This is a genomic window from Aeromonas sp. S9(2024) (assembly GCF_041403185.1).
Classification (GTDB): Bacteria; Pseudomonadota; Gammaproteobacteria; order Enterobacterales; family Aeromonadaceae; genus Aeromonas; species Aeromonas enteropelogenes.
Genome location: NZ_JBGLRE010000006.1, coordinates 194,704 through 217,628 on the forward strand (window position 1 = coordinate 194,704; position 22,925 = coordinate 217,628).

At 62.1% G+C, this 22,925-nt stretch carries 21 protein-coding genes and 1 riboswitch; of the genes, 8 read left to right on the forward strand and 13 right to left on the reverse strand.

Annotation, left to right across the window (positions count from 1 at the left end; genetic code table 11):
• Window positions 1-5: 5 nt before the first annotated feature.
• The gene (locus ACB028_RS12145) at window positions 6-1,703 is read right to left on the reverse strand and encodes an L-lactate permease (protein ID WP_371144391.1); all 1,698 of its coding nucleotides are present in this window, start codon (window positions 1,701-1,703) and stop codon (window positions 6-8) included.
• Between the two features lie 63 nt (window positions 1,704-1,766).
• On the opposite strand from ACB028_RS12145, the gene ACB028_RS12150 reads away from it, so the two are divergent.
• Window positions 1,767-2,744, forward strand: a complete 978-nt coding sequence (locus ACB028_RS12150; protein WP_371144392.1) for a LysR family transcriptional regulator — start codon at window positions 1,767-1,769, stop codon at window positions 2,742-2,744.
• 76 nt (window positions 2,745-2,820) lie between these two features.
• Complete coding sequence (locus ACB028_RS12155; protein ID WP_026456519.1) at window positions 2,821-3,105, forward strand: ribbon-helix-helix domain-containing protein; 285 nt, start codon at window positions 2,821-2,823, stop codon at window positions 3,103-3,105.
• Window positions 3,106-3,160: 55 nt separating this feature from the next.
• Here the strand turns inward: ACB028_RS12155 and ACB028_RS12160 are convergent, their stop codons facing one another.
• Both ACB028_RS12160 and ACB028_RS12165 read right to left on the reverse strand, forming a co-directional pair.
• Window positions 3,161-3,556 carry a glyoxalase superfamily protein gene (locus ACB028_RS12160; RefSeq protein WP_371144393.1) on the reverse strand — a complete coding sequence of 132 codons (396 nt, stop codon included), beginning with the start codon at window positions 3,554-3,556 and terminating at the stop codon, window positions 3,161-3,163.
• Window positions 3,557-3,655: 99 nt separating this feature from the next.
• Complete coding sequence (locus tag ACB028_RS12165; RefSeq protein ID WP_026456517.1) at window positions 3,656-4,438, reverse strand: alpha/beta fold hydrolase; 783 nt, start codon at window positions 4,436-4,438, stop codon at window positions 3,656-3,658.
• Between the two features lie 118 nt (window positions 4,439-4,556).
• Here ACB028_RS12165 and ACB028_RS12170 point away from each other — a divergent pair, with 118 nt between their 5' ends.
• The 3 genes from ACB028_RS12170 to ACB028_RS12180 are packed head-to-tail and all read left to right on the forward strand — an operon-like array spanning window position 4,557 to window position 5,785.
• On the forward strand, window positions 4,557-4,919 hold the full coding sequence (locus ACB028_RS12170; protein WP_224209390.1) for an MmcQ/YjbR family DNA-binding protein: 363 nt from the start codon (window positions 4,557-4,559) through the stop codon (window positions 4,917-4,919).
• The gene (locus tag ACB028_RS12175) at window positions 4,916-5,392 is read left to right on the forward strand and encodes a GNAT family N-acetyltransferase (RefSeq protein WP_124238833.1); all 477 of its coding nucleotides are present in this window, start codon (window positions 4,916-4,918) and stop codon (window positions 5,390-5,392) included. Before ACB028_RS12170 ends, ACB028_RS12175 begins: the two co-directional genes overlap by 4 nt.
• Window positions 5,393-5,449: 57 nt before the next feature.
• On the forward strand, window positions 5,450-5,785 hold the full coding sequence (locus tag ACB028_RS12180) for a DUF3802 family protein (protein ID WP_201939978.1): 336 nt from the start codon (window positions 5,450-5,452) through the stop codon (window positions 5,783-5,785).
• Between the two features lie 243 nt (window positions 5,786-6,028).
• Here ACB028_RS12180 and msrA read toward each other — a convergent pair whose 3' ends face one another.
• Complete coding sequence (gene msrA, locus ACB028_RS12185) at window positions 6,029-6,661, reverse strand: peptide-methionine (S)-S-oxide reductase MsrA (RefSeq protein ID WP_338610233.1); 633 nt, start codon at window positions 6,659-6,661, stop codon at window positions 6,029-6,031.
• Between the two features lie 269 nt (window positions 6,662-6,930).
• Here msrA and argA point away from each other — a divergent pair, with 269 nt between their 5' ends.
• Together argA and lysC are read left to right on the forward strand one after the other, a co-directional pair.
• A complete protein-coding gene (gene argA / locus ACB028_RS12190) occupies window positions 6,931-8,259 on the forward strand; it encodes an amino-acid N-acetyltransferase (protein WP_042071699.1) in 1,329 nt (442 codons plus the stop codon).
• A gap of 107 nt (window positions 8,260-8,366) precedes the next feature.
• A riboswitch (Lysine riboswitch) is annotated at window positions 8,367-8,590 on the forward strand.
• An 88-nt stretch (window positions 8,591-8,678) separates the two neighbouring features.
• Entirely contained in the window at window positions 8,679-10,031 is a 1,353-nt protein-coding gene (gene lysC / locus ACB028_RS12195; protein WP_371144394.1) for a lysine-sensitive aspartokinase 3, read from the forward strand.
• 65 nt (window positions 10,032-10,096) lie between these two features.
• Here the strand turns inward: lysC and ACB028_RS12200 are convergent, their stop codons facing one another.
• Window positions 10,097-11,182: a hypothetical protein gene (locus ACB028_RS12200; RefSeq protein ID WP_371144395.1), complete on the reverse strand. Its 1,086-nt coding sequence runs from the start codon at window positions 11,180-11,182 to the stop codon at window positions 10,097-10,099.
• Between the two features lie 255 nt (window positions 11,183-11,437).
• Between ACB028_RS12200 and ACB028_RS12205 the strand changes: the two genes are divergently transcribed.
• Window positions 11,438-13,699: an LTA synthase family protein gene (locus ACB028_RS12205; RefSeq protein ID WP_371144396.1), complete on the forward strand. Its 2,262-nt coding sequence runs from the start codon at window positions 11,438-11,440 to the stop codon at window positions 13,697-13,699.
• A gap of 77 nt (window positions 13,700-13,776) precedes the next feature.
• Here the strand turns inward: ACB028_RS12205 and ACB028_RS12210 are convergent, their stop codons facing one another.
• From ACB028_RS12210 to ACB028_RS12245, 8 genes are all read right to left on the reverse strand, one after another.
• Entirely contained in the window at window positions 13,777-14,796 is a 1,020-nt protein-coding gene (locus tag ACB028_RS12210; protein WP_223377282.1) for a S66 peptidase family protein, read from the reverse strand.
• Between the two features lie 95 nt (window positions 14,797-14,891).
• The gene (locus ACB028_RS12215) at window positions 14,892-15,209 is read right to left on the reverse strand and encodes a heavy metal-binding domain-containing protein (RefSeq protein WP_042025987.1); all 318 of its coding nucleotides are present in this window, start codon (window positions 15,207-15,209) and stop codon (window positions 14,892-14,894) included.
• 133 nt (window positions 15,210-15,342) lie between these two features.
• Window positions 15,343-16,113, reverse strand: a complete 771-nt coding sequence (gene dedD, locus ACB028_RS12220; protein WP_223377280.1) for a cell division protein DedD — start codon at window positions 16,111-16,113, stop codon at window positions 15,343-15,345.
• 66 nt (window positions 16,114-16,179) lie between these two features.
• The gene (folC, locus tag ACB028_RS12225; protein WP_371144397.1) at window positions 16,180-17,439 is read right to left on the reverse strand and encodes a bifunctional tetrahydrofolate synthase/dihydrofolate synthase; all 1,260 of its coding nucleotides are present in this window, start codon (window positions 17,437-17,439) and stop codon (window positions 16,180-16,182) included.
• A gap of 2 nt (window positions 17,440-17,441) precedes the next feature.
• Window positions 17,442-18,305 carry an acetyl-CoA carboxylase, carboxyltransferase subunit beta gene (gene accD / locus ACB028_RS12230; protein WP_026458562.1) on the reverse strand — a complete coding sequence of 288 codons (864 nt, stop codon included), beginning with the start codon at window positions 18,303-18,305 and terminating at the stop codon, window positions 17,442-17,444.
• 119 nt (window positions 18,306-18,424) lie between these two features.
• Window positions 18,425-19,234, reverse strand: a complete 810-nt coding sequence (gene truA / locus ACB028_RS12235; protein ID WP_042025983.1) for a tRNA pseudouridine(38-40) synthase TruA — start codon at window positions 19,232-19,234, stop codon at window positions 18,425-18,427.
• A 141-nt stretch (window positions 19,235-19,375) separates the two neighbouring features.
• Window positions 19,376-21,580: a FimV/HubP family polar landmark protein gene (locus ACB028_RS12240; RefSeq protein WP_371144398.1), complete on the reverse strand. Its 2,205-nt coding sequence runs from the start codon at window positions 21,578-21,580 to the stop codon at window positions 19,376-19,378.
• Window positions 21,581-21,867: 287 nt separating this feature from the next.
• Complete coding sequence (locus ACB028_RS12245) at window positions 21,868-22,884, reverse strand: aspartate-semialdehyde dehydrogenase (RefSeq protein ID WP_042025981.1); 1,017 nt, start codon at window positions 22,882-22,884, stop codon at window positions 21,868-21,870.
• Between the last annotated feature and the right edge of the window lie 41 nt (window positions 22,885-22,925).

The following is a 22,925-nucleotide window of genomic DNA, read 5'->3' on the forward strand; positions in this document are numbered from 1 at the left end:
CTCCTTTACTTCAACTGCAGCAGTGCGTCCGAGACGTGGAAGCTGTACATGAGCGCCAACCCGATAAGGCCGGTAGCCAGCAGGTAGTAGAGGGTCGGCAACGCGGTCTTGCGCAGCGTCGCCCCCTCGCGGCCCAAGAGGCCCACTGTGGCCGAGGCCGCCACCACGTTGTGAATGGCAATCATGTTGCCAGCCGCCGCGCCAACGGCCTGCAGCGCCAGCATGGCGGCGGTGGAGACCCCCAGGGTCTGGGCCACCTCGAACTGGAACTGGCTGAACATCATGTTCGACACCGTGTTGGAGCCGGCGATAAAGGCCCCCAGCGCGCCTATGGTGGCGCTGAGCGCCGGGAAGAACTCCCCGACCAGCCCGGCGGCAAAGTTCGCGGTGGTCACCGGCATGCTGGCGAGATCCGCCCCGTTGACGCCGGAGTTGATGAAGATGCGCACCATGGGCACGGTGAAGATCAGCACGAAACCGGCGCCGATCAGGGTGCGGCTCGACTCGCTCACGGCGCGGCCGAGGGGGGCCAGGGCGCGGGCCTGAATGAGGGTGGCGAGCAGAGCGCAGAACACCAGCAGGCCCCCCGGCAGGTAGAGCGGCTCAATGGAGGCGCTGACCCCCTTCTCCCCCAAGAGGTCGGTGAAGGCGAGGCTCACCGACAGGAGGCTTGCCTTGAACTCCGGGCTCACCCGGCTCGCCACCAGCAGGAGCGCCAGCGCCACATAGGGGAGCCAGGCCAGCAGCAAGGACATGGGGCGGCCGGCGGCCTCTTTGAGATCGAGCTTGAGGGATCCCAGCCACTCGGCGGGCCACTCTTTCTCGGGGGCGAAATCCCAGCTGGTTTTGGGCACCAGAAAACCGTGGCGCGCCGCCGTTACCACCAAGGCCAGCCCCACCAGGCCGCCGATGAGGGACGGGAACTCGGGGCCGAGCAGCATGCCGGTCAGGGCATAGGGCACGGTGAAGGCGAGCCCGGCGAAAATCGCGAAGGGCAGGATGGATAGCCCCTCGGTCCAGCTGCGATTACGGCCAAAGAAGCGGGTCAGCATCATCACCATCAGCACCGGCATCAGGGTGCCGACGGTGGCGTGAATGAGGGCCACGTTGGTGGTCACCTGTTGCAAATAGATGTCCCAGCTGCTGCCACCGGCGCTTAAGGTGTGGCCGATGGCCTGGTTATCCAGCCCCTTGTTGATCCCCACCAGGATGGGAGTGCCCACCGCACCGAACGACACCGGAGTGGACTGAATCATCATGCCGAGCAGCACGGCAGCGAGCGCCGGGAAGCCGATGGCCACCAGCAGCGGAGCGGCGATGGCGGCCGGGGTGCCAAAGCCCGAGGCTCCCTCGATAAAGGCGCCGAAGCACCAGGCGATGATGATGGCCTGGATGCGCCGGTCCGGCGAGATGTTGGTGAAACCGCCGCGAATGGCGGTGATGGCACCGGTGTGTTTGAGGGTGTTGAGCATCAGGATGGCGCCGAACACTATCCAGAGCACGGTCACCGTGATGATGAGCCCCTGCAGGCTGGAGGCGAGCACCCGGGTCGGGCTCATCTGCCAGCCCCAGAGGGCGATGAATACGGTCAGGAGAAAGGCGATGGGCATGGCGCGCTTGGCGGGCCAGTTGAGGCCGACCAGCAGCACGGCGGCCACCACGATCGGCGAGAAGGCCACCAGGGCCAACAGGGTGTCTGTCATCATTGCATCCTTGTCCAGAGGTCGTGCGACGGGCGCACCTTGTTGTTGTTTTGTTAAGCGAACGTGACCTTACCCTGTTCCTTTTTCGCGATATATGGAAATAATGAACAACATTCATTCCTAAAATCGACAAATATGGCCAGTACCGACGACCTCATTCTCTTCGCCCAGGTGGTGGAGGCCGGCTCCTTCAGCAAGGTGGCCGAGCAAAATTCCCTGACAAATTCAGTGGTTAGCAAGCGGATTGGGCGCCTGGAGGAGGAGCTCGGGGTGCAGCTGCTCTATCGCACCACGCGCCGGCTGACCTTGAGCGAGGCGGGCAAGGAGCTCTATCAGGGTGCCAAAAATGTGAAGGCCGCCGCACTGGACGCCTTCGATGCGGTGGCGGGATTCGGTGAAAAGGTGAGCGGTCATGTGCGCATGTCGGTGCCCACCATCTCGGGGGAGCTGCTGCTCGCCGACGCCGTGGCCGATTTTTGCCAGCAGCACCCGGGGCTCACGGTGGAGATGTCGCTCGACAATCGCTTCGTCAATCTGGTGGAAGAGGGGTTCGATCTGGTCATTCGCACCGGCTATCTGGATGATTCGAGCCTGATTGCCCGCCACATCCTCGACTCCCAGTGGGTGATCTGCGCTGCCCCCGCCTACGTGCGCCGCTTCGGGGCGCCGCGCGAGCCGTCAGACTTGCTCAAGCACAACTGCCTGCGCTACGCCTACCAGAGCACGGGGGCCTCGGAGTGGGCCTTCAAGGGGGAACAGGGGGACTATCTGTTGTCGGTGTCGGGGAGTTTCTCCACCGACAACGCCAGCGCCCTGCGCAAGGCGGCGCTGGGGGGGCGCGGCATCGTCTATGTGCCGCGCTGTCTCGTCTATCACGACCTGATGAACGGGGCTCTGGTGGATCTCTTCCCCGACCGGGTGGGCAAGAAGCTCGGGATCTACGCCGTCTACCCCTTCACCCGCCAGCCGCCGCGCAAGATAAGGTTGCTCATCGAGCATATCCGCCAGCGTTACCTCGACATTGCCCACTACTTCGTGTGAGCGAACGGGTTGGCAACTTTGACCTGACGGGAGGCCTTGCTTACCATGGCCTCCCCGTTTACCCAGGAGGCGCCCCATGTGCACCGTTTTCTCCGGCCAGGATCCCTACAACTACACCAGCACCACCCGCTCGGTGCGGATCTGTGGCCATAGCACCAGCATCCGGCTGGAAAACAAGTTCTGGGATATTCTCGAGCAGCTCTGCCACGCCCAGGGGCGCTCCATGGGGCAGTTTCTCTCCGAGCTCTACCAGGAGGCGCAGGGCAACGGCATGGAGATGGGCAACTTTGCCTCCCTGCTGCGCTGCTCCTGCCTCATCTATCTCGAATCCAACCCCGCGACCGCTCGGGACGCTGCCTGAAAAAACGGCCAGAGGATCTCCCTCTGGCCGCCAAGTACATCCTGCCAGTTCAGCGTCAGGCAAAGCGCCCGTCGCGCTCGATAAATTCAATCTTGTAGCCGTCAGGGTCGGTCACGAAGAAGAACCGGGCCAGCAGGTTGCCCTCGTGCTCCATCGCCTTGACCGGCGAGGGTGTGAGCCCAAGCGCCGTCAGCCGTTGATGGGCCGCCTCTATATCCTCCACCGCTACCGCCAGATGGCCGTAGCCGCTGCCGTGGCTGTAGGGCTCGGCCTGCCCGTGATTGTGGGTGAGTTCGAGCTCGAAGCCGCTCTTTGCATTGCCAAGATAGGTGAGGGAGAAGCCGTCGAACGGGAAGTGATCCCGCACCTCCAGCTCGAGGGCATCGCGGTAGAAACGGGTGGAGGCATCCAGATCGCGAACCCGGATCATGGTGTGGATGAGTTTGGTCATGTTGGCTCCTTATCAATGGGAGCCACAGGGTAGCGAAGCGCACGGCGCGCCGGGTAGTAGCGGAGTACCACAGCGGTCGGCAACCGCAAGGCGCCCGATTCAGGGGCGCTGGGCGGTGAGAAAGGCCAGAGTGGTGCGGTTGAACTGCTCGGGCTGCTCCACGTTGCAGACGTGACCGCACTGCTCGATCACCATCAGGGAGGCGCTGGCATCGCGGGCCACCTGTTCGCGCACCGGCGCCAGGAACATGTGATCCTCCTCCCCCATCACATAGAGGGTGGGAATGGGCAGGGCGCGCTCGCGGAAATAGCGCATCAGGGGATTGACCTCGGTGGCGAGGCGAAACCAGCGTTTGAACTCCTTCTGGCAGAGCTTGCGCGCCTCGCGCACGAAGAGATTGCGCGACTCCTGATGATGCTGGCGTGGCATGATAATGAAGGCGAACAAGCGGTAGAGCCACATGTAGGGCAGGATGTGCTGGCCGAGGCGACCGAGCTGCACCAGCACCCGGGAGCGGATGTCGAGGCGCAGGATGGCGCCCCCCAGCACCATGCTCTTGACCCGCTCGGGGCAAAGCTCCGCCAGATGGCGAATAAGGATGGTACCGAGAGAGATGCCGACGAAGTGGGCGCGGCGGATATTCAGATGATCGAGCAGACGAACGATGTCCTCGGTCACGGCGCGAAAGCTGTAGTGGCCCTGGATCACCTGCTGCAGCTTGTGGGACTGACCGTGGCCGCGCAGATCCAGCAGCAGCACGTTGAAATGCTCGCGATAGGCGCGCAGCTGTCTGAACCAGATGGAAGAGCTGCCGCCCGCCCCGTGCACGAACACCACCCAATCCCGTTCGGGACCCAGCTCGAAGGTCTTGTGGTACAACATCCAATGGGCTCCTTCTGTGATGGGGGGTATACTCGGCAGCGCGCATAGTACCAGAAGCAAGCCCCTGATAGATATGCGCAAACCATGACCAGGATCACCCCTTACGCGAGAACCCACCATGGACCTGACTCACTTGCGCCAGTTTCTGCTCACCCTGCCGGGCGCCACCGAAGACACACCCTTTGGTCCGGAGATCCTGGTCTACCGCATCGCCGGCAAGATGTTTGCGCTGGTGGACTGGCAGGCGGAACCCCTCACCATCAACCTCAAGTGCGAGCCCGAGCTGGCTCTGCTGCTGCGAGAACTCCACCCCGAGGTCAAACCGGGTTGGCACATGAACAAACAGCACTGGAACACGGTCACCCTGAGCAACACCCTGGCCGAGGATCTCTGGCAGGGTTGGGTGCACCACTCCTATGAGAGGGTCGTCGCCGGCTTGCCCAAGGCAAAACGCCCGCAGGCTCCTCAGGCCAAGTCATGACGTCGCAACTTCATATCGTCCCGCTGGGTGAGCAGCATATCCCCGCCCTCATCACCCTGTTCGAACAGACGGTGCGCCGCGCCGGCCCCGAGCACTACAGCCCGGAGCAGGTGGAGCAGTGGGCTTTGGGAGCCCATCATCCCGGCTTTGCCAATCAGCTTCGCGAGCACCACGGCTGGGTCGCCTGCTGGGGCGACACGCCCCTGGGTTTCGTCACCTTGAGCCAGGACGGACAGCTGAGCCTTCTTTATGTGAGCGCCGAGCATCAGCGCCAGGGACTTGGCAACCTGCTGCTGACCACGGCGTTGGCAAACGCCCCTCTGCTCGGGCTCAAAGCGGTGACCACCGAAGCCAGCGCCTTCAGTTATGGGCTATTTTTACGACATGGTTTTACCCTGACCGGGATGGAGTGTGTGGAGCGTGGCGGGGTCAGTTTTACCCGATATCGCCTGTTCTGCCGCTTGCCAAGCTAGGTCAAGCCACTAAAATACGCCTGATTTTCGTATTGTTACTGTATTGAGGCTGCACCCATGGTGGTAGAAAGTGATGGCTATATCTCGCTGATCGAGTATCTGGTAGAGCGTTTGGGACTGTTCGAGACCCAACAACAGAGTGAAGGGGGCGAGACCATCGAGGATCTGGTCAGCGGCCGTGTGGCCAGCAACCTGATGGCCATCTGCGAGCAGCATCCCGAGCTCGATCCCAAGGTGCGTTTCGTCATCATGCAGGAAGCGGATGCCGTGGTAGCGGATCTGGAAGAGGTACTCTCGGCCGTCTGGCTGCGCGCCCCGACCCCGGAACAGCAAGCCTTCCTCGAAGAGTTCATCGATCTCATCAAGAACCTGTTTGACAGCGCGATCGCCTGATCCGCGCCTGTTTCACTCTCCTTCGCCAGAAAATGAAAAGGGCCGCCTTGTCAGGCAGCCCTGCTTGCTATCATTTTCAACCCACCCGACCGTTCACTTATCGAGTGGTTCTCAAGGCATGAAATGTGTCTGGACTTTGCATCCGATCCCTGGACGCTAATCAGTTAGTCAGCGGTCGTCGCAGTAAGTTCCAGACTTTGATCTTATATTTTTACTTTTTTTAAAAACCAGCTACCGCTTGCCTCAACGGTTGAGCGACGGCGGCAGGCACACCCCAATTCCCCCCAGACCACAGTAGCCATCCGGGTTCTTCTCCAGATACTGCTGGTGATAATCCTCGGCGTAATAGAAGGGAGCATAGGGCTGGATACGGGTAGTAATGGTGCGACTGTCGCCGCTGGCCACCATGGCCTGCTGGAACGCCGCCAGGCTCTGCTGGGCAATGGCCTGCTGGCTCTCGTCACCATGGAAGATAACCGACCGGTACTGGGTACCGATATCGCCCCCCTGGCGCATCCCCTGGGCCGGATCATGTTGCTCCCAAAAGAGCTTGAGCAGGTCACCGTAGCTAATCACCTTGGGATCAAACACCACCTGCACCGTTTCGGCGTGGCCGGTCAGGCCGCTGCACACCTCTTTATAGGTGGGATTGGGGGTCAACCCGCCCTGATAGCCGGCGGCAGTGGAATAGACTCCCGGCTGCTGCCAGAACAGACGCTCGACACCCCAGAAGCACCCCATGCCAAACCAGGCGATCTCCATCCCTTCAGGCCAAGGGCCCTGAGTCGGGTGACCGTTCACCGCATGTTGCTGGCCAATCACCATCGCCTCGCGGCGGCCCGGCAGCGCATCTGCCGGCGAAATAATCTGTTCCATGAACCCTGTCCTTGTTTAAAACCCTGTGTCATCGCACAGCTGACGAAAAGGAATATCGAAGATAACAGTTTATCGCCCCGGATCAACCAGAGCTCCCCTGCATAATCCAGTGATGGCTCACTCCCCTCCTCTACACCAGCCGCCAAGGCAGCTGAACAAGGGAAACAACGGCGGGACCAGAAATCCCACAAATCAATATTTAGTCTTGATCTGTGAATTTATTTTCATATATTGAGCGAATCGCTGTTTTTTTATGGAAGATCCCTCAAGTGCGTGAACGCGAACCCAGTCTGGTCAATGCTTTCCGGCAATCCACCCCCTACGTCAACGTGCATCGGGGTGCCACCTTTGTCTTGATGATCGGGGGCGAGGCCATCGCCCACCCCAACTTTGCCAATATCGTCAGCGATATCGCCCTGCTGCAGACCTTGGGGATACGCCTGGTGCTGGTGTTCGGTTCACGTCCGCAAAATGACGAGGCACTGGCCCGCGCCGGCATCGACGCCCAGTACCACAAGCGCACCCGGGTCACCGATGACGAAAGCTTCGCCCTCATCAAACAGGTGTGCGGCGGCCTGCAATACGACATCACGGCCCAGCTCTCCATGGGGCTGGCCAACACCCCCATGCAGGGGGCACGCATCAGCGTGGTGAGCGGCAACTTCGTCACCGCCCAGCCGCTCGGGGTGGATGACGGCATCGATTTTTGCCACAGCGGCCGGGTGCGCCGCATCGACGTGGAGGGGATCTCCCGCCAGCTGGATCAGAAAAGCCTGGTGCTCATCTCCCCCATCGGCTGCTCGGTCACCGGCGAGAGCTTTAACCTCAGCTCCGAAGAGGTGGCGCGCCGGGTGGCAGTGGATTTGAAAGCGGACAAGCTCATCTGTTTTAGCAGCACCCAGGGGGTGATGGACAGACACGGCGAGGCCATCTCGGAGCTCTTCCCCGAACAGGCCGAAGAGCTATTGGTGGAGCTGGAACAGGCGGGGGCCGAGATGTCCGGCACCGCCCGTTATCTGCGCGCGGCGATTGCCTCCTGCCGTGGCGGCGTGCCCCGCTCCCACCTGGTGAGCTACAAGGAGGACGGCGCCATGTTGCAGGAGCTGTTCAGCCGCGACGGTCTCGGTACCCAGATAGTGCGCGAAAGCGCCGAGCAGGCCCGCGCCGCCACCATAGAGGATATTGGCGGCATTCTCGACCTCATCCGCCCGCTGGAGGAGGAAGGGATCCTGGTGCGCCGCTCCCGCGAGCAGCTGGAGATGGAGATCGACAAGTTCACCATCATAGATCGCGATGGCCTCATCATCGGCTGCGCCGCCCTCTACTGCTTCCACGAGGAAGCGATGGCCGAGATGGCCTGCGTCGCCATCCACCCCGACTACCGCAACTCCAATCGCGGGGATCAGCTGGTTGCCAAGGTGGCCGAGCGGGCCAAGCGGCTCGGGATCCGCAGCCTGTTCGTGCTCACCACCCGCTCCATCCACTGGTTCCGGGAACGGGGTTTCGAGCCGCTGGAGGTGGAAGAGCTGCCGGTGGCGCGCCAGCGCCTCTACAACTGGCAGCGCCGCTCCAAGGTTTTGTCAAAGAGCATTGCGTAACTTGTTGATTCTGCGTTTGGTTGAAGACTAATTTGAACTTTTTCACGAACTCGATTGACAGTGTAATCCAACGCAGGTTATTTCTAATTGTACTCCACCGCCACGGTGGAGCCAGAAGAGGAGCGCTGCCCAGGCAGCCCGAGGGAGGACGCCAGAGTCCGGTGAACTTGGGTCAGGGGGAGCAGCGCCGAGATGGACGAGGTAACTGGATGCCTCGCTGTCGGCTGCGGGGGCTGAATCCCCCGGGTTGTCATTGGTAGTGGTCATCCCCCACCGCGCTCTCACAGGGCGGGTACGGGATGGGCTCTGCGGATGGAGTGCTTCTGGCCGGGATAGCTTCGATCATTCCTGCCATTTTCAGCCTCCTCCTCTCTTTTGCCCGATGGAACCGGATTTTTATATTAAGACAGGAGTACGCAATGAGCCCGATCAATGTCGCCAAGTTTGGCGGAACCAGTGTCGCCAACGCCGCGGCCATGAACAACTGCGCCGATATCGTGCTGGCCAACCCCGCCACCCGAGTGGTGGTGCTGAGCGCCAGCGCCGGCGTCACCAATCTCTTGGTAGCGCTGGCACAGGGCGAGCTGGATGAGGCGGGCCAGGAGACGCAACTGGGCAAGCTGGCAGAGATCCAGCACGCCATTTTGGCTGATCTGGGCCACCCGAACGACGTGAGCGAGTTCATCCGGGCCCAGCTTGGCGAGATCCGCACCATGGCGCGCCAGGCCAGCCAGCAGACCGACGCCGAGCTGGCCGATCGCCTCATCGCCTGTGGTGAGCTCATCTCCACCCGCCTCTTTACCGAGCTGTTGCACCAGCGCGGCGTCAAGGCCCACTGGCAGGATGTGCGCCAGCTGATGCGCACCGACAGTCGCTTTGGCAAGGCCACTGTGGATATCGCTGCCACCCGCACCCTCTGCCAGCAAGCCCTGGCCCCCATGCTCGGGGACACCCTCATCATCACTCAGGGCTTCATCGGCGCCGATGGCGACGGCCGCACCACCACCCTGGGCCGGGGCGGCTCCGATTACAGTGCGGCCCTGCTCGCCGAGGCGCTGGACGCTGGCAGCATAGAGATCTGGACCGACGTGCCCGGCATCTACACCACGGATCCGCGCCTCGTCACCCGCGCTCGTCCCATCCCGGAGATCAGCTTCGTCGAGGCGGCCGAGATGGCCACCTTCGGTGCCAAGGTGCTGCATCCGGCGACCCTGCAACCTGCGGTGCGCCAGAACATTCCGGTGTTTGTCGGCTCCAGCAAGGATCCGGCGGCGGGAGGTACCTGGATCCGCTCCAGCACGGATTCGAGCCCGCTGTTTCGCGCCGTGGCCCTGCGCCGCAACCAGGTGCTGGTCACTCTGCACAGCCTCAACATGTTCCACGCCTATGGCTTTCTGGCCGAGGTGTTCGGCATCCTGGCCCGCCACCGCATCTCGGTGGATCTCATCACCACCTCGGAGGTGAGCGTGTCGCTCACCCTGGATCACACCGGCAGCCAGAGCAACGGCGAGCCCGTCTTGAGTGACAAGGTGCTGGCGGAGCTGGGGCAGTTGTGCAAGGTGGAAGTGGAGACGGGGCTTGCGCTGGTGGCCCTCATCGGCAACCGCATGAGCGAGGTGAACGGAGTCGGCAGTCAGGTCTTCTCGACTCTGCGGGATCACAACATCCGGATGATCTGCTACGGCGCCAGCGCCCACAACCTCTGCTTCCTGGTACAGGAGTCGGACGCCGGCAACATAGTCAACTGCCTCCATCAGGAGCTGCTGGATTAAGCAGCTTCCATAACAGAGGGCACCCCGGGGTGCCCTCTTTTTTTGCCTTCACGGTTGACCCTGTTTCAGGCCGGCGTCGCCACCGGCAGCTGCCAGGCCATGGCCTCGCGGCGCTGTCGCTGCAAGCGCGCCAGCATGTCATCCTGGCTGGTGCCCTCCTCCTGCCCAGGCAGGTTATCCACCAGCAGGGGATAGTGATCGGTGACCGCCTGCTCCAGCCAGTCGAGACGGCGCAGGGTGAGCGGGCCGCAGCTCTGGCCGCTCAGATCGTCCGCTACATCGAGCTTGTGGCTGCGATACATGTCGCGCCACCAGTTGGCGGCAAGCGCCTCGTCAGTGGCCAGCGCCGCGCTCCACTCCCCCTGCAGGGCATGCAGCCGCGCCAGCACGGGGGCGCTCGCCCCCTGGCGACCGAGATGGAGGATCTCCTGCTTCACCCAGGCAAGGCAGAGCTCGCGCCAGTGGCGAAACTGCGGCAAGGGATCGGGCTCATCGAGCCAGAGCCCGGAGAGGGTGCGGGTCTCCAGCCGCTCCGGAACATGAAACTGGGGGTCAACCAGCCCGTTGGAGTTGTATTCAAAGCGGGGATCGAAGGTCCACATGTAGCCAAAATCGAAGACGCTGATCTGCTCGCCGTCATCGAGCAGGTTGCCGGGGCTCGGATCCCAGTCAAACCAGCCCCAGCGGGCCAGCTCCCCCTCCACTTCCAGCATCTGGGCCAGATTGCGCTCGTTGAGGCTATGCACCGGCACGCCACGCAGCCAGGGAGAGACCAGGATGCCGGCCCGGGCCGAGCCATAGCTGGTGCAGACCACGTGGGAGAGGATGGTGGGATGGAGCTCGCGCAGCGCTTCTATTTCCCGGCGGCGCTCCAGCTCGGTCAGAAAGGCGGTCTTGCCATCGAGATTGGCGACCAGTGAATCCTGGCGGCGCCGCTTCAAGCACCAGTGATGGCCATCGACCTTGAGGTGGAACACCTCGGCCGTCAGGCCATGGCGATAGACCTTGAGCACGGCGGGATGCGTCTCCTTGAGATTGACCAGTTGCCCCACGGGCAGCGGGCAATCGCGCTCGCGCCCGATCCGCACCTCCTCCTTACTCTCCAGCATGCGCAGCAATCTGGCCTGACGCGCCATCACTTTAGGATTCATATATGTACCTCCCGGCTCTATTGAGAGACTAAACAGCCCACTCTCCCCAAACCAGCGGCAAAACATCATGATGACGCTTTCATCACAGAATCCGTGCAGCCTCTCGATCAGGATCACAATTTGCAGGGATGTATCGTCACCCAATATTCATCAAGCCGTCATTAAATTGACAAGCAGGAACAAGGTCAGCACCATCGGGTCAAACAGTATGCGGATACACGCTTTTTCTCTCACTCGCTCAAAGGACGAGCTCATATGAACGTCTCCTCCTCAGGTCGCCCGACGGGCCGCATCCTGAGTCTGCCCACCCTGCTGCTCGCTCTGCTGTGCGCACTGCTGCTGTTTACCCTGGTGTTGCCCCTCCTCAATCCGGGCAGCTGGCTCGGCCGTGCCCAACCGCTGGTGCTGGGGCCCGCCGATCAGCCCCTGGCTACCCTCACCCGCCACTCGCTGCTCTATAAAAGCGACAGCCGTGGCCTCTATCTGGTGGTACGCAGCCAGTGGCAACTGCTCAAACCGCTGCAACCCGAGGACAGGGTGCGCGTCGAACTGCTCAATGACAAGGGGGAGCGGATCGACCAGCTGAGCCAGCGGGTCGACAAGCGTCAGCGTTGCCGGCAGGCCCGCTGCACCCTTGACCTCAACAGTACCTTGCGGGCACCGGACGATGCCCTCGCCAGCCGCTATCAGCTGCGCATCGGCCTGTTGCTGGCAGACCGCCCCGAGAGCGCCGAGTTCAGCCAGATCCTGCAAACTCTGCCGGAACGGGGGTTCAATCTCACCTATCTGTTCACCAGCCTGGTGCTGGTGCTGACCTTGAGCGCCGTCGTGCTCAGGGTACTGATGCCCAGACTCAGGCGCAACATGTGCTGGCGGGTGCTCGGCAGCCTGCTGCTCGGCAACCTCACCTTCGTGCTGCTGCACGGCTTCGTGGTGTTCAAGCTGGGGGAATTTCTGGTCTGGTCCGGCTTTCGACCGGAACACTACTATCTGGCTTGGGCCAGCATGGTGCTGGGTTGGGGCCTGTGCGCCCTGGCGGGGTTCAACCTCTATATGGGGCTGGTCTTCACCGCCCTCTCCGGCATCGGCCTCTTGGCCAACTTCATGAAGATTGCCATCTATGGGGTGCCCCTTGGCGGGGATGACCTTGGCAACCTGCTGGCCCTGGTGCGGATCCTGCTCGATCAGCATCCGGTGCTGCCGATATTTGCCACTTTGCTGGCGCTGTTTCTCTGCTGGCGCTTCGCCCTGTCGCGCTGGGTACTGCGCACCGCCGCCGCCACCGCCGCGTTTTTTGCCCTGTGCGTATTCGCCACCCAGACCGGCAACAAGCTGCTGGGAGCCAACATTCGCTACGTGGACAGGGCGGTCAACTATCACAGGGACATCATCCGCTCCGGCCCCGGCCTCTATCTGTTCAACCTGGTGGACGAGATGCTGCAAAGCGGCAGCGTGTTTCGCTATCCGCTGCAGATCAACGAGCTGACGCCGCAGTTGAGCCACCCTCCCCAAGGAATCGCGCCGCGCTGGGATCTGGTGATCGTGCTGCAATATGAATCACTGATGCTCAACTGGCAGGGACGGATCTGCGCCCCGGCCCCCACCTTGAGCCTGCCCGCCAGCGTGCAGCAGTGGCGCAAGACCATCCACTCCCCCACCACCGGCGGCATGACGGTGCTGGCGGAGTTCGAGATGAATACCGGGCTGCCGGTGGGCCTGCTCAAACAGGGGGTGGTGCCCTATTACTACCTCTCGGAGCAAGTGCCCGGGCTGGCCCAAAGCGCCAGGCAAAGCGGTTACAAGACCCTGTTCGCCCACCCCTATGTGGAGAAGTTCTGGGGCCGCGCCAAGGCCATTCCCGCCCTTGGCTACGAAGAGCGCTGGTTCGATACCCGCTTCACCACCCTGGAGCACAAGGGGCTCTATATCTCGGATGATGCGCTGATCGACCATCTGCTCAAACGCAGTGAGCAGGACAGCCAGCCCCTGTTTGCCTATGCGGTCACCATGCAGGGACACGGCCCCTTCGATGGCCCCCGCTATCAGGGACAGGAACTCAATGGTGCCTGCCCGACCCAGAGCGCGTCAGATAAACAGCTGCTCAACACCTACTACACCGGGGTGGTGGATGCCATGGCATCCCTGGAGCGGCTGCTCAAGACCCTGGATCAATCGGGCAAGCGCTACCTGGTGGTGGCCTTTGGCGATCACCAGCCCTTCCTGATGTCGGCGGGCAAAGGCATTCACGGCGACAAGCCGCCGCGCGATGCCAGCTACCAGATCCCCATGATGGCCTTTGCTAGGGCCGATGATCCCCTGTCGCTGGCCCAGCAGTTTGCCCCGGTGCGCCAGCTTTACCAGATGGGCCAGGCCACCCGCCAGCTACTGGCGGGGGACACCACCCCCATCACCGACCGGCCCCTGCTCCACCCGGTACTGGGAGAAGAGAAGGGGTTCGAGGTCTCCCCCCTGGTGCCCCAGATCCGTGCCAGCTTCCGGCCAGATGCCCTACCCTGAGCCCTGCTGGCCGGATAACGAACAAGGCCGCGATTGCGGCCTTGTTCGTTACCCAATGACAATGCACAGATAGCTCGTCATGACTCATGCCACCAGTGCTCCAACAGGGTGAGGCTCTGGGCGTCCAGATCTAGCTCGGCGTCAATGCCCAGCGGGAGCGTCAGCATGGGGTGGGTATGGGCGCAATCAAATTCCGCCAGAATGGGGAAAGTCGGCTCCCCCACCACTTCCAGCAGGATATCGAGTGGCCGCTTGCCACTGCCCTGATCGTTAAACAGCTCGTGCTTGCCGAGAATGAGGCCACCGATGCGATCAAATATCCCACACAGCTTGAGATGGGCAAAAGCTCGCTCTACCACCTCGGCGCTTTTTAGGCTGTCTTCAATGAACAGAATGTCTCCCGGATTGATGCCCGGCATATAGGGAGAACCCCAGATCCCTGCCATGGTATTAAGGTTGCCACCGATGAGGCGCCCCCGCACCTTGCCACTGCCGACCGAGATCAAGCGGTTGGCCAGACAGTGTTTGGCACGCCCCTGATTCTCCCAGTCGAGTCGCTCCTCGCTCCACTGTGCCGGGGTCGGCAGACGGCACGGTACCTTCGCCTCGCCAGCCAGAGCGATACGGGTAAACCCGGCCAGGGTCTCGTCTACCAGAGGAGACAATTCGCCAAATGACGCCACCATTGCCGGCCCATAGAAGGTGACCAGACTGGTTCTGGCATAGATGCCGAGCAAGAGGGCTGTCACATCGGAGTAACCGACGATGATCTTGGGATCCTGCCTGAGTGCGTCATAGTCGATATGGGGAAGCAGGGAGTTGCTGTTGCTGCCCCCTATCACCGACATGATGCAGCGCACCTCGGGATCACGGATAAGGGCATTGAACTCGGCAGCCCGCGCTTCGATGGGGCCTGAGCGCCAGTACTCCTGCTGGCCGGTGAGGCTGCCCGCTGCCAGCTTGAAGCCGTGCCCCTCGAGAAAGGCTTTGGCACGGGCAAACCGGTTGGGCGCCCAGGCGGTCGCCGCACTGGAGGGAGAGAAAAAGCCGATGGTCTGGCCAGGTTTCAATAAGAGTGGGAAAAGACGCGATGACATGAGCACTCCCTGTTGTCTATCTATCGCACCACTCTACCCACCCTGACCGCCAGAATACAGGCCGCCTTGCGCGGCCTGTCGGGTTTGAAACTGGCTTACACCACCACGGCGGTACCGCTGATGCTGACCATCAGCATGCTGCCACTCTGGCCCACCACTTCGTAATCGATATCGATCCCGACCACGGCGTTGGCGCCGAGCGCCGCGGCGCGCTCCTTGAGCTCATCGAAGGCGATCTCCCGGGCCCGGGCCAGCTCCTTTTCATAGGCACCGGAGCGGCCGCCAATGATGTCGCGGATCCCGGCGAACAGATCCTTGAAGACGTTGGCCCCGAGAATGGCTTCGCCAACCACGATGCCGCGATATTCACGTATGCTCTTGCCTTCCAGAGTGGGGGTGGTGGAGAGGATCATCTTGTACTCCTGCAGGTAACGAAGGAGCCAGCCTACCCCAAGTGGCCGCAAATCCCAACCCGCACGCCAGCCGCACACTGGCGGATAAAAACACACCGCGCACGGGGCGCGGTGTGTTTGTCGTTGGCTGGCGTTACGGATTGTAGGAGACGACCGAGCCACTGAGGCCCGTCATCTGGGCGATCCGTCCCTGCATCCCCTGCAGCTTGGCCTTGGAGACATCCGGACCGATAAAGACCCGGTTGAGCTGGCCCTGCACCGGCGTGCGCGGCGAGGTGTGGGCCGAATAGCCCGCCGCCCGCAGCTTGCTCACCAGCGCATTGACGCTGTCGACATTCTTGAAGGCCCCGAGCTGGAGGATCCAGCTGCCCTGTGCCGGCGCGGGAGCTGGCTGGGTCGGCGTGTTCATCTTGCTCTCGATCAAATCGTCGAGGGACTTGATCTGGCCAGCCTGTGGCTTGGGCGGCGTCTTGACCACCTCGGCCGGCTTGGCAGGCTCGGGTTTGACCACCGGCTTGGGTGGCTCGACCGGTTTCTTGGCGACCACCTCGGGCTTGGGCTGGGGTTTGGGTTGTTCAACCTGTGATGCTGGTGCTGTTGGCTGAGCGGCGCTGCCCTGCCCCTGGTTGGCCAGGGTCATGGGATCGGCGATCTCCTCCACCTGCCACTGCTGGGCCGCCGAGGCCTGCTGCTGGCTGACCTGATGCTCGGCAGGCAGAGTGCTGGCCGCGGAAACCTGCAGCTCGGGACGAGCGGGCTCCAGTTCAGGGCGCAGCGGGATCTTGGCGAATGCCTCCTCCTTTTGCGCCAGCTTCTGCCCATCCAGCAGATCCGGCAGGAAAATGACGACCAGGGCCACCAGGATGACGGTACCCACCAGACGGTTTTGAAACTTCGAGGCCAAGTTGACTCCTAGCTTTACTTAACTCGATACGCGGCAGGCCCCCGCAAGCGGGGGCAGGAGGCTGCCCTAGCGGGGGGCCTGCGCCAAAATGTCGGCGACAGTGTAAAACGAACCAAACACAATGACCATATCATCCGGACTCGATGCAGCCAGGGCAGCCCGATAGGCGTCAACCACGGCATCGTGAGTCTGTGCCGGGCCCCTATCCTCCCCCAGCGCATCGCGCAGCTGGGTGGCGCTGGCCGCACGCGGCCCGGTGAGACTGGCCAGATGCCACTCGTCAATAAGGCCATCGAGTTCGGCGAGCGATCCTGCCATGTCCTTGTCTTTCAGCATGCCGACCACGGCCTGGCGCACGCCTTTGCAAGGGATCTGGCGCAGCTGGCTGGCCAGATAGGCCGCCGAATGGGGATTGTGGGCCACATCAACGATGACCAGCGGCGCAGTTTGCAGCTGTTGCATCCGCCCGGCCAGGCGGGCATTCGCCAACCCTTCGCGGATGGCAGACTCCGGTAGCGGCAGACCCAGGGATTCCAGCGCGGCCAGCACGGTCACCGCGTTCATCAGCGGCAGGGCCGGTTTGGGCAGATCGCACCAGTGGTTGAGACCGTGATAATCCCAGCCGCTGTCGTGCTCATCACCACGAAAGTCTATGCCGACCTGACGCAAATTGGCACCGATGCGCTGTGCTTCGCTGGCAATGGTGGCTGGCGGATTGGGCTCACCGCTGATGGCGGGTTTGCCGGCGCGATAGACGCCGGCCTTCTCCACCGCCACCGCCTCCCGGGTATCCCCCAGCCAGTCGCAGTGATCGAGCGCAATGGAGGTGATCAGGGCCACATCGGATTCCACCACATTGGTGGCATCGAGCCGGCCGCCCAGCCCCACTTCCAGCAGCAGTACGTCCGGCGCGGCACGGCGAAACAGCCAGAGCCCAGCCAGGGTGGCAAACTCGAAGAAGGTGAGGGCCGTCTCGCCACGGGCCGCTTCCACTTCGGCAAACGCGGCGCAGTGATCGTTATCGGCCAGCTCTTCACCGTTGATCCGCACCCGCTCGGTGAAACGCAACAGATGAGGGGAAGAGTAGACGCCGACCTTATAGCCCGCCGCCATCAGGATGCTGGCCGCCATGGCGCAGCTGGAGCCCTTGCCGTTGGTGCCCGCCACAGTGATCACCTTGAACGGCAGCTCGGTGAGCCCCATACGACGGGCGACGAGACCGACCCGATCCAGCCCCATGTCGATATTGACCGGGTGGATCTGCTCCAAATAAGAAAGCCAGTCGACCAGCGACCGGCTTTGGGATTGTTGCATGTTTGAGCTCATCTTTACTCTTCGATGACGTGCGTATTCATCAGTTTGGCAAGCAGGCTGGCCAGACGATTGCGCATCTCGCGACGGTCAATGATGAGATCGATGGCGCCCTTCTCCAGCAGGAACTCGGAGCGCTGGAAGCCTTCCGGCAATTTCTCGCGCACTGTCTGCTCGATGACTCGCGGACCGGCAAAGCCGATCAACGCCTTGGGTTCGCCCACGTTGACGTCACCCAGCATGGCGAGACTGGCGGAAACGCCACCCATGGTGGGGTCTGTCAGCACGGAGATATAGGGTAGACCCGCCTTGGAGAGACGATCCAGCGCCGCGCTGGTCTTGGCCATCTGCATCAGGGAGAACAGGGCCTCCTGCATGCGGGCACCGCCAGAGGCAGAGAAGCAGACCAGGCCGCGACCATCCTTCAGGCACTCCTCGACGGCGCGCACGAAACGGGCACCGACCACGGAGGACATGGAGCCGCCGATGAAGGAGAATTCGAATGAACAGGCAACGACCGGCACCCCTTTGAGGGTCCCTTTCATTACCACCAGCGCATCTTTCTCTCCCGTCTCTTTCTGAGCGGCAGACAAACGATCCTTGTAGCGCTTGGAATCCTTGAATTTCAGTACGTCATGGGGCTCCAGCTCGGCACCGACTTCGGTCCGATCCTGCTCGTCGAGGAAGCTCTCGAGACGGGCACGGGCGCTGATGCGCATATGATGATCACACTTGGGGCACACTTCGAGGTTGCGCTCCAGTTCTGCCCGGTAGAGCACCTGTTCACAAGCACTGCACTTGGTCCACACCCCTTCCGGAATGTTGTGACGACGAGGGGCAGTGATCTTGCTCTTGGGAAGAATCTTCTCAAGCCAGCTCATGGAATTCCTTAATGCTTTTGTGCCTGACAACACGCATCGAGCCTTGGTTGTTCAATGACTTAATAGCTCGATGGCAACAAATGACGGGTCATTAAACCACAATTTTTCGGGCGCAGTTACTAAAAACTGGTCGTACCCGGTGCCGAGTCCGGCAGCCACAGCGGACCGAGCGGCACCCGCGGCAGGGCAAGCTCTGCCGGGTAATCCACGTCCACCAGATAGAGACCACCGGCCTTGGCGGTCGGCCCCGCCAGGTTGCGATCTTTGGCCGCCAATACCTCGGCGATCCACTCCACAGGTTTGAGCCCCTGCCCCACCAGCAGCAGTGAACCTGTGATGTTGCGCACCATGTGGTGCAAGAAGGCGTTGGCGCGGATATCGAGCACCACATAGGGCCCCTGACGGCTGACGCACAGGTGGGTCACATTGCGCCACGGGGTCTTGGACTGGCAACCGATGGCCCGAAACGAGCTGAAATCCTGCTCACCAAGCAGATACTGGCCGGCCTGGTGCATCAGCTCGGCATCGATGGTCTCGTGGTAGTGGCTGACGCCGCTACCGAGGATCGCCGGGCGATAGTTGTGGTTGTAGATGACATAACGGTAGCGGCGGGCGGTGGCGCTGAAGCGGGCGTGGAACTCCTCGTCCACCTCCTTGACCCAGCGCACGGCGATATCCGGCGGCAGGTTGGAGTTGAGCCCCAGGGTCCAGGCGGACTCGCTGCGGATCGCGTGGGTATCGAAGTGGATCACCTGACCGGTAGCATGGACTCCGGCATCGGTTCGGCCCGCACACTGGATGGAGACCGGATGATTGGCGATGCGGCTGAGGGCTTTTTCCAGCTCTTCCTGCACGCTGATCACTTCGCGCTGACGCTGCCAGCCAAAATACCGGCTGCCGTCATATTCAATACCTAGGGCAATTCGCATGGATAAACTTGTCTTGTTGTAAAAGGACGGTGAAAGAAAACTGGCGGATTATACGCGCCTCGTCTCAAAAATCCCAAAAAGCCGAAAGAAAAGGGGCAGCCTGCCGGCTGCCCCTGTCGTCATTGTCTTGCTGGCGCTGGTCTAGCCAAGGCGCTTGAGCAGCTTCTCGGCTTCGGCGCGCTGGTGATCGCTCCCCTGCTCCACCGCCTCTTGCAGCAGCTCGCGGGCGCTATCCTTGTCGTCGATCTCGAGGTAGGCGCGGGCCAGATCCAGCTTGGCCCCCACGCCGCCATCGTCGGCGTCCACGTCAAACCCGGTGGACTCCGGCAACACTTCGGGGAAACCGTCCAGCCCCACGTCCAGGGAGAAGTTCTGGTAAGGCTCCTGCTCGGGCACACCGGCATCGGCTTCGGCCAGCAGCTTGTCAATCTCGACGTAGCCGTTCTCCTCGGCCTGCTCGCGCGGCTGCACATCGCTCGGATGAGACTCCACCTCGGTGAAGGCATCTTCGAAATCGGCCAGCGCCAGTTCGTTGGGATCCCACTCCAGATCCGGTTTGGCATCCTGGGTACCGGTAGGCTCCAGGCCAAGCTCGGCCAGCATCTCGTCGGCACTGCTGTCTGCGCTCAGTTCGATCGCCTCGTCCCCCTTCGCCTCTTCACTCTTCACCTCATCGGCGGGCGCGTCGAAGGCACTCTCGAAATCGCTGAGATCGAAGCTTGCCAGCTCATCATCCGCCTCTTTATCAGTGGCGTGCTGGTTCAGTTCGGGTTCGATATCCGCAGCAAGATCGGCATCCAGCTCGGCAAACAGGGCCGCTTGCAGCTCCTCTTCGCTCATGATCTCGTCGGCGGCATCCGGCTTGGGATTGAACTCGCCGGCCAGATCCATGGCGGGTTCACTGTCCAGCGCCACCGGTTCGTCATGCTCCAGATCGAGGTCGGGCACCAGATCCGGATCGCGGCTCGCACTCTGGGCCGGCATCCGCTCGGGCTCGAAGCCTTGCAGCTCCATCTCGCCCTCATCGCTGAACACCAGATCCACATCCGCTTTTTCCGGCTCGTCCGGTGCAAAGCCGTCCGGGGTGTTGAGATCCGGCACCACGGGGCGCACCGGTTCGTTGTCGGTCACATCGACGCTGAGCAGGTCGTCAAACTCGTTGCGATCCTGATCCATCATCATGGCGGTGGATTCGGAGAGGCTCTTCTCCTGCTCTTCCAGCTCGCGGCGGGCACGGGCACGCAACCACAGGGTCACCATCGCCAATACCAGCAACACCGGCAGCAGGATGATCATGGCGAGGTTGAGCGGCGAAGAGAGCAAGTCCATCAGCCAGTTCTGCTTGGGTTCTGGCTCGGCCGCCACCGGTGGTACCGGTTTGGCCTTGAGTTCGGCAATCTCTTTTTGCAGCGCGGTCTGATCCTGCAACTGGGCCTTGAGGGTTTCCACCTCCTCGGTCAGGGATTGCAGACGCAGCTTGAGCCTGTGGTTCATCTCGGTCATCTGGCCGAGCTGGGCATTGGCATCTTCCAGCGCCAGCGCCATCTCGGTCGCCGGTTGGCCCACCGGCTTGTCGAGATCGGACGGCAGCGGGGTCGGCGCCGTTTCGGCTGCCGCACTCGGGGCCGGGACCACCGCCTCTTTCGGGGCGGATTCGCTTACCTTGGCCACTTCCTGCGGTTGTGCCTTGGGTTCGACGACAGGTGCAGGAATGGACGCCGGCTTGACGACCGGAGCGGGAGCCACAGGCGCTTTCACGGGTTCGGGTTTGACCGGCTCAGGCTTGGCAGGGGCCGCCTTGGCCACCACGGGCTTGGCGGTATGAGCCTGCTTGTCAGCCAGATATTTGGGGCTCAGCCCCTTCCAGCTGGCGTTGTCACTGCGGAACTTGGCGCGGGCCTCGGCATCCGTGATGACGCTCGCTTCTGCCGCCGTGGGCAGCAAGATGCGGGACCCCACCAAGATATGGTTGATGTTGCCATCGGCGAAGCTGCGGGGGTTTTTCTCGTAGATGGCGACCATGGTCTGGTAGACGCTGACCCGGCTGGAGGGGCGGTACTTGTTCGCCAGGCTCCAGAGGGTATCGGTCGGACGGATCGGGCCATAGCTGCCCGCATTGGCGGTGGCGACCTGACGAACCACGGGCTGGGCGGTGGCACGCACCGGTTGTGCCACGGGTCTTGCTGCCGGCTCGGCCTGCTGCTGGGTATTGACGGCAGGTGCTTCAGGCTGATCAGGGCCTTTCAGCTCGACAAAAAAAGGCGCGCGCGCAGGATCTTCGGCCTGGGCCGGGCCCAGCAGGCCCAGTGCGAGTAGCGTTGCCAACGTTATGCGGGAATGTCCCATATTCGTTCCTTCGTATGACGGCCCTATCACATTGAAAAATCTGGATAGTTACCCCAAAACAATCGGTTCAATATAAATCAGGCTTGCATCGCAAGCCAGCAGTCCGACACATTTAGCACCCAACTTGTTCCTGAGTGTAGGAAAAAACTTAATCAGTTGATATCACAACAGAATCTGGATGCAACGTAGTGCGGCCCCGGTCACACCCGGATCAGGTGCGCTAGTACCGGCATCGGGTGCCCGGGTACGCGGCGCTCCCTGCCGCGTCCCCATACTGCCTTCAGCCCTTACAGATAGTCGCGCACCAGCAATTCGGCAATCTGTACGCTGTTGGTGGCGGCGCCCTTACGAACGTTATCGGCCACGATCCACATATTTACACCACAAGGGTGAGAAATATCCTGGCGAACTCGGCCCACCAGCACCTCATCCTTGCCGGTGGCGTCGCGCACCGGGGTCGGATAATCCTCTTCCTCGTCAAACAGGGTCACGCCAGGAGCATGGCGCAGCAGATCCTTGACCTGCTCGGCATCCAGCGGCTGGTGCAGTTCGACATGGACCGCCTCGGCATGGCCGTAGAACACCGGCACCCGCACGCAGGTAGGGTTCACGGCGATACTGGCATCCCCCAGGATCTTCTGGGTCTCCCACACCATCTTCATCTCTTCACGGGTGTAGCCATTGTCGGTGAAGCTGTCGATCTGCGGAATGAGGTTGAAGGCGATCTGCTGCGGATAGAGACTCGGCTCCACCGGACGGCCGTTGAGCAGCTGCGCGGTCTGGCCGGCCAGCTCGCTCACCCCCTCCTTGCCGGAGCCGGAGACGGACTGGTAGGTCGCCACGTTGATGCGGGCGATGCCCACCTCGTCGTGCAGGGGCTTGAGCGCCACCAGCATCTGGATGGTGGAGCAGTTCGGGTTGGCGATGATGTTGCGGTTGCGAAAATCCGCCAGGGCGTCCGGGTTCACTTCCGGGATCACCAGCGGAATGTCTTCGTCGTAACGGAAGCAGGAGGTATTGTCGATGACGATGCAGCCGTGCTCGGCGGCAACCGGCGCCCACTTGGCGGACGCCTCGGCACCGGCGGAGAAAAGGGCGATCTGCACCTGGCTCCAGTCAAACTCCTCGACATCCTGGATCTCGAGGTTCTTGCCATCAAAGCGCACGGTTTCACCGGCGCTGCGGCTGGAGGCCAGCGGATAGAGGGTCGCCACCGGGAACTCGCGCTCCTCCAGGATCTCGATCATCGCCTGACCCACGGCGCCGCTTGCGCCCAATACCGCTACGTTAAACTGCTGGCTCATTCTGTTCTCCTCTGAAAATGGTGCGATGGCGCCGACAGGCA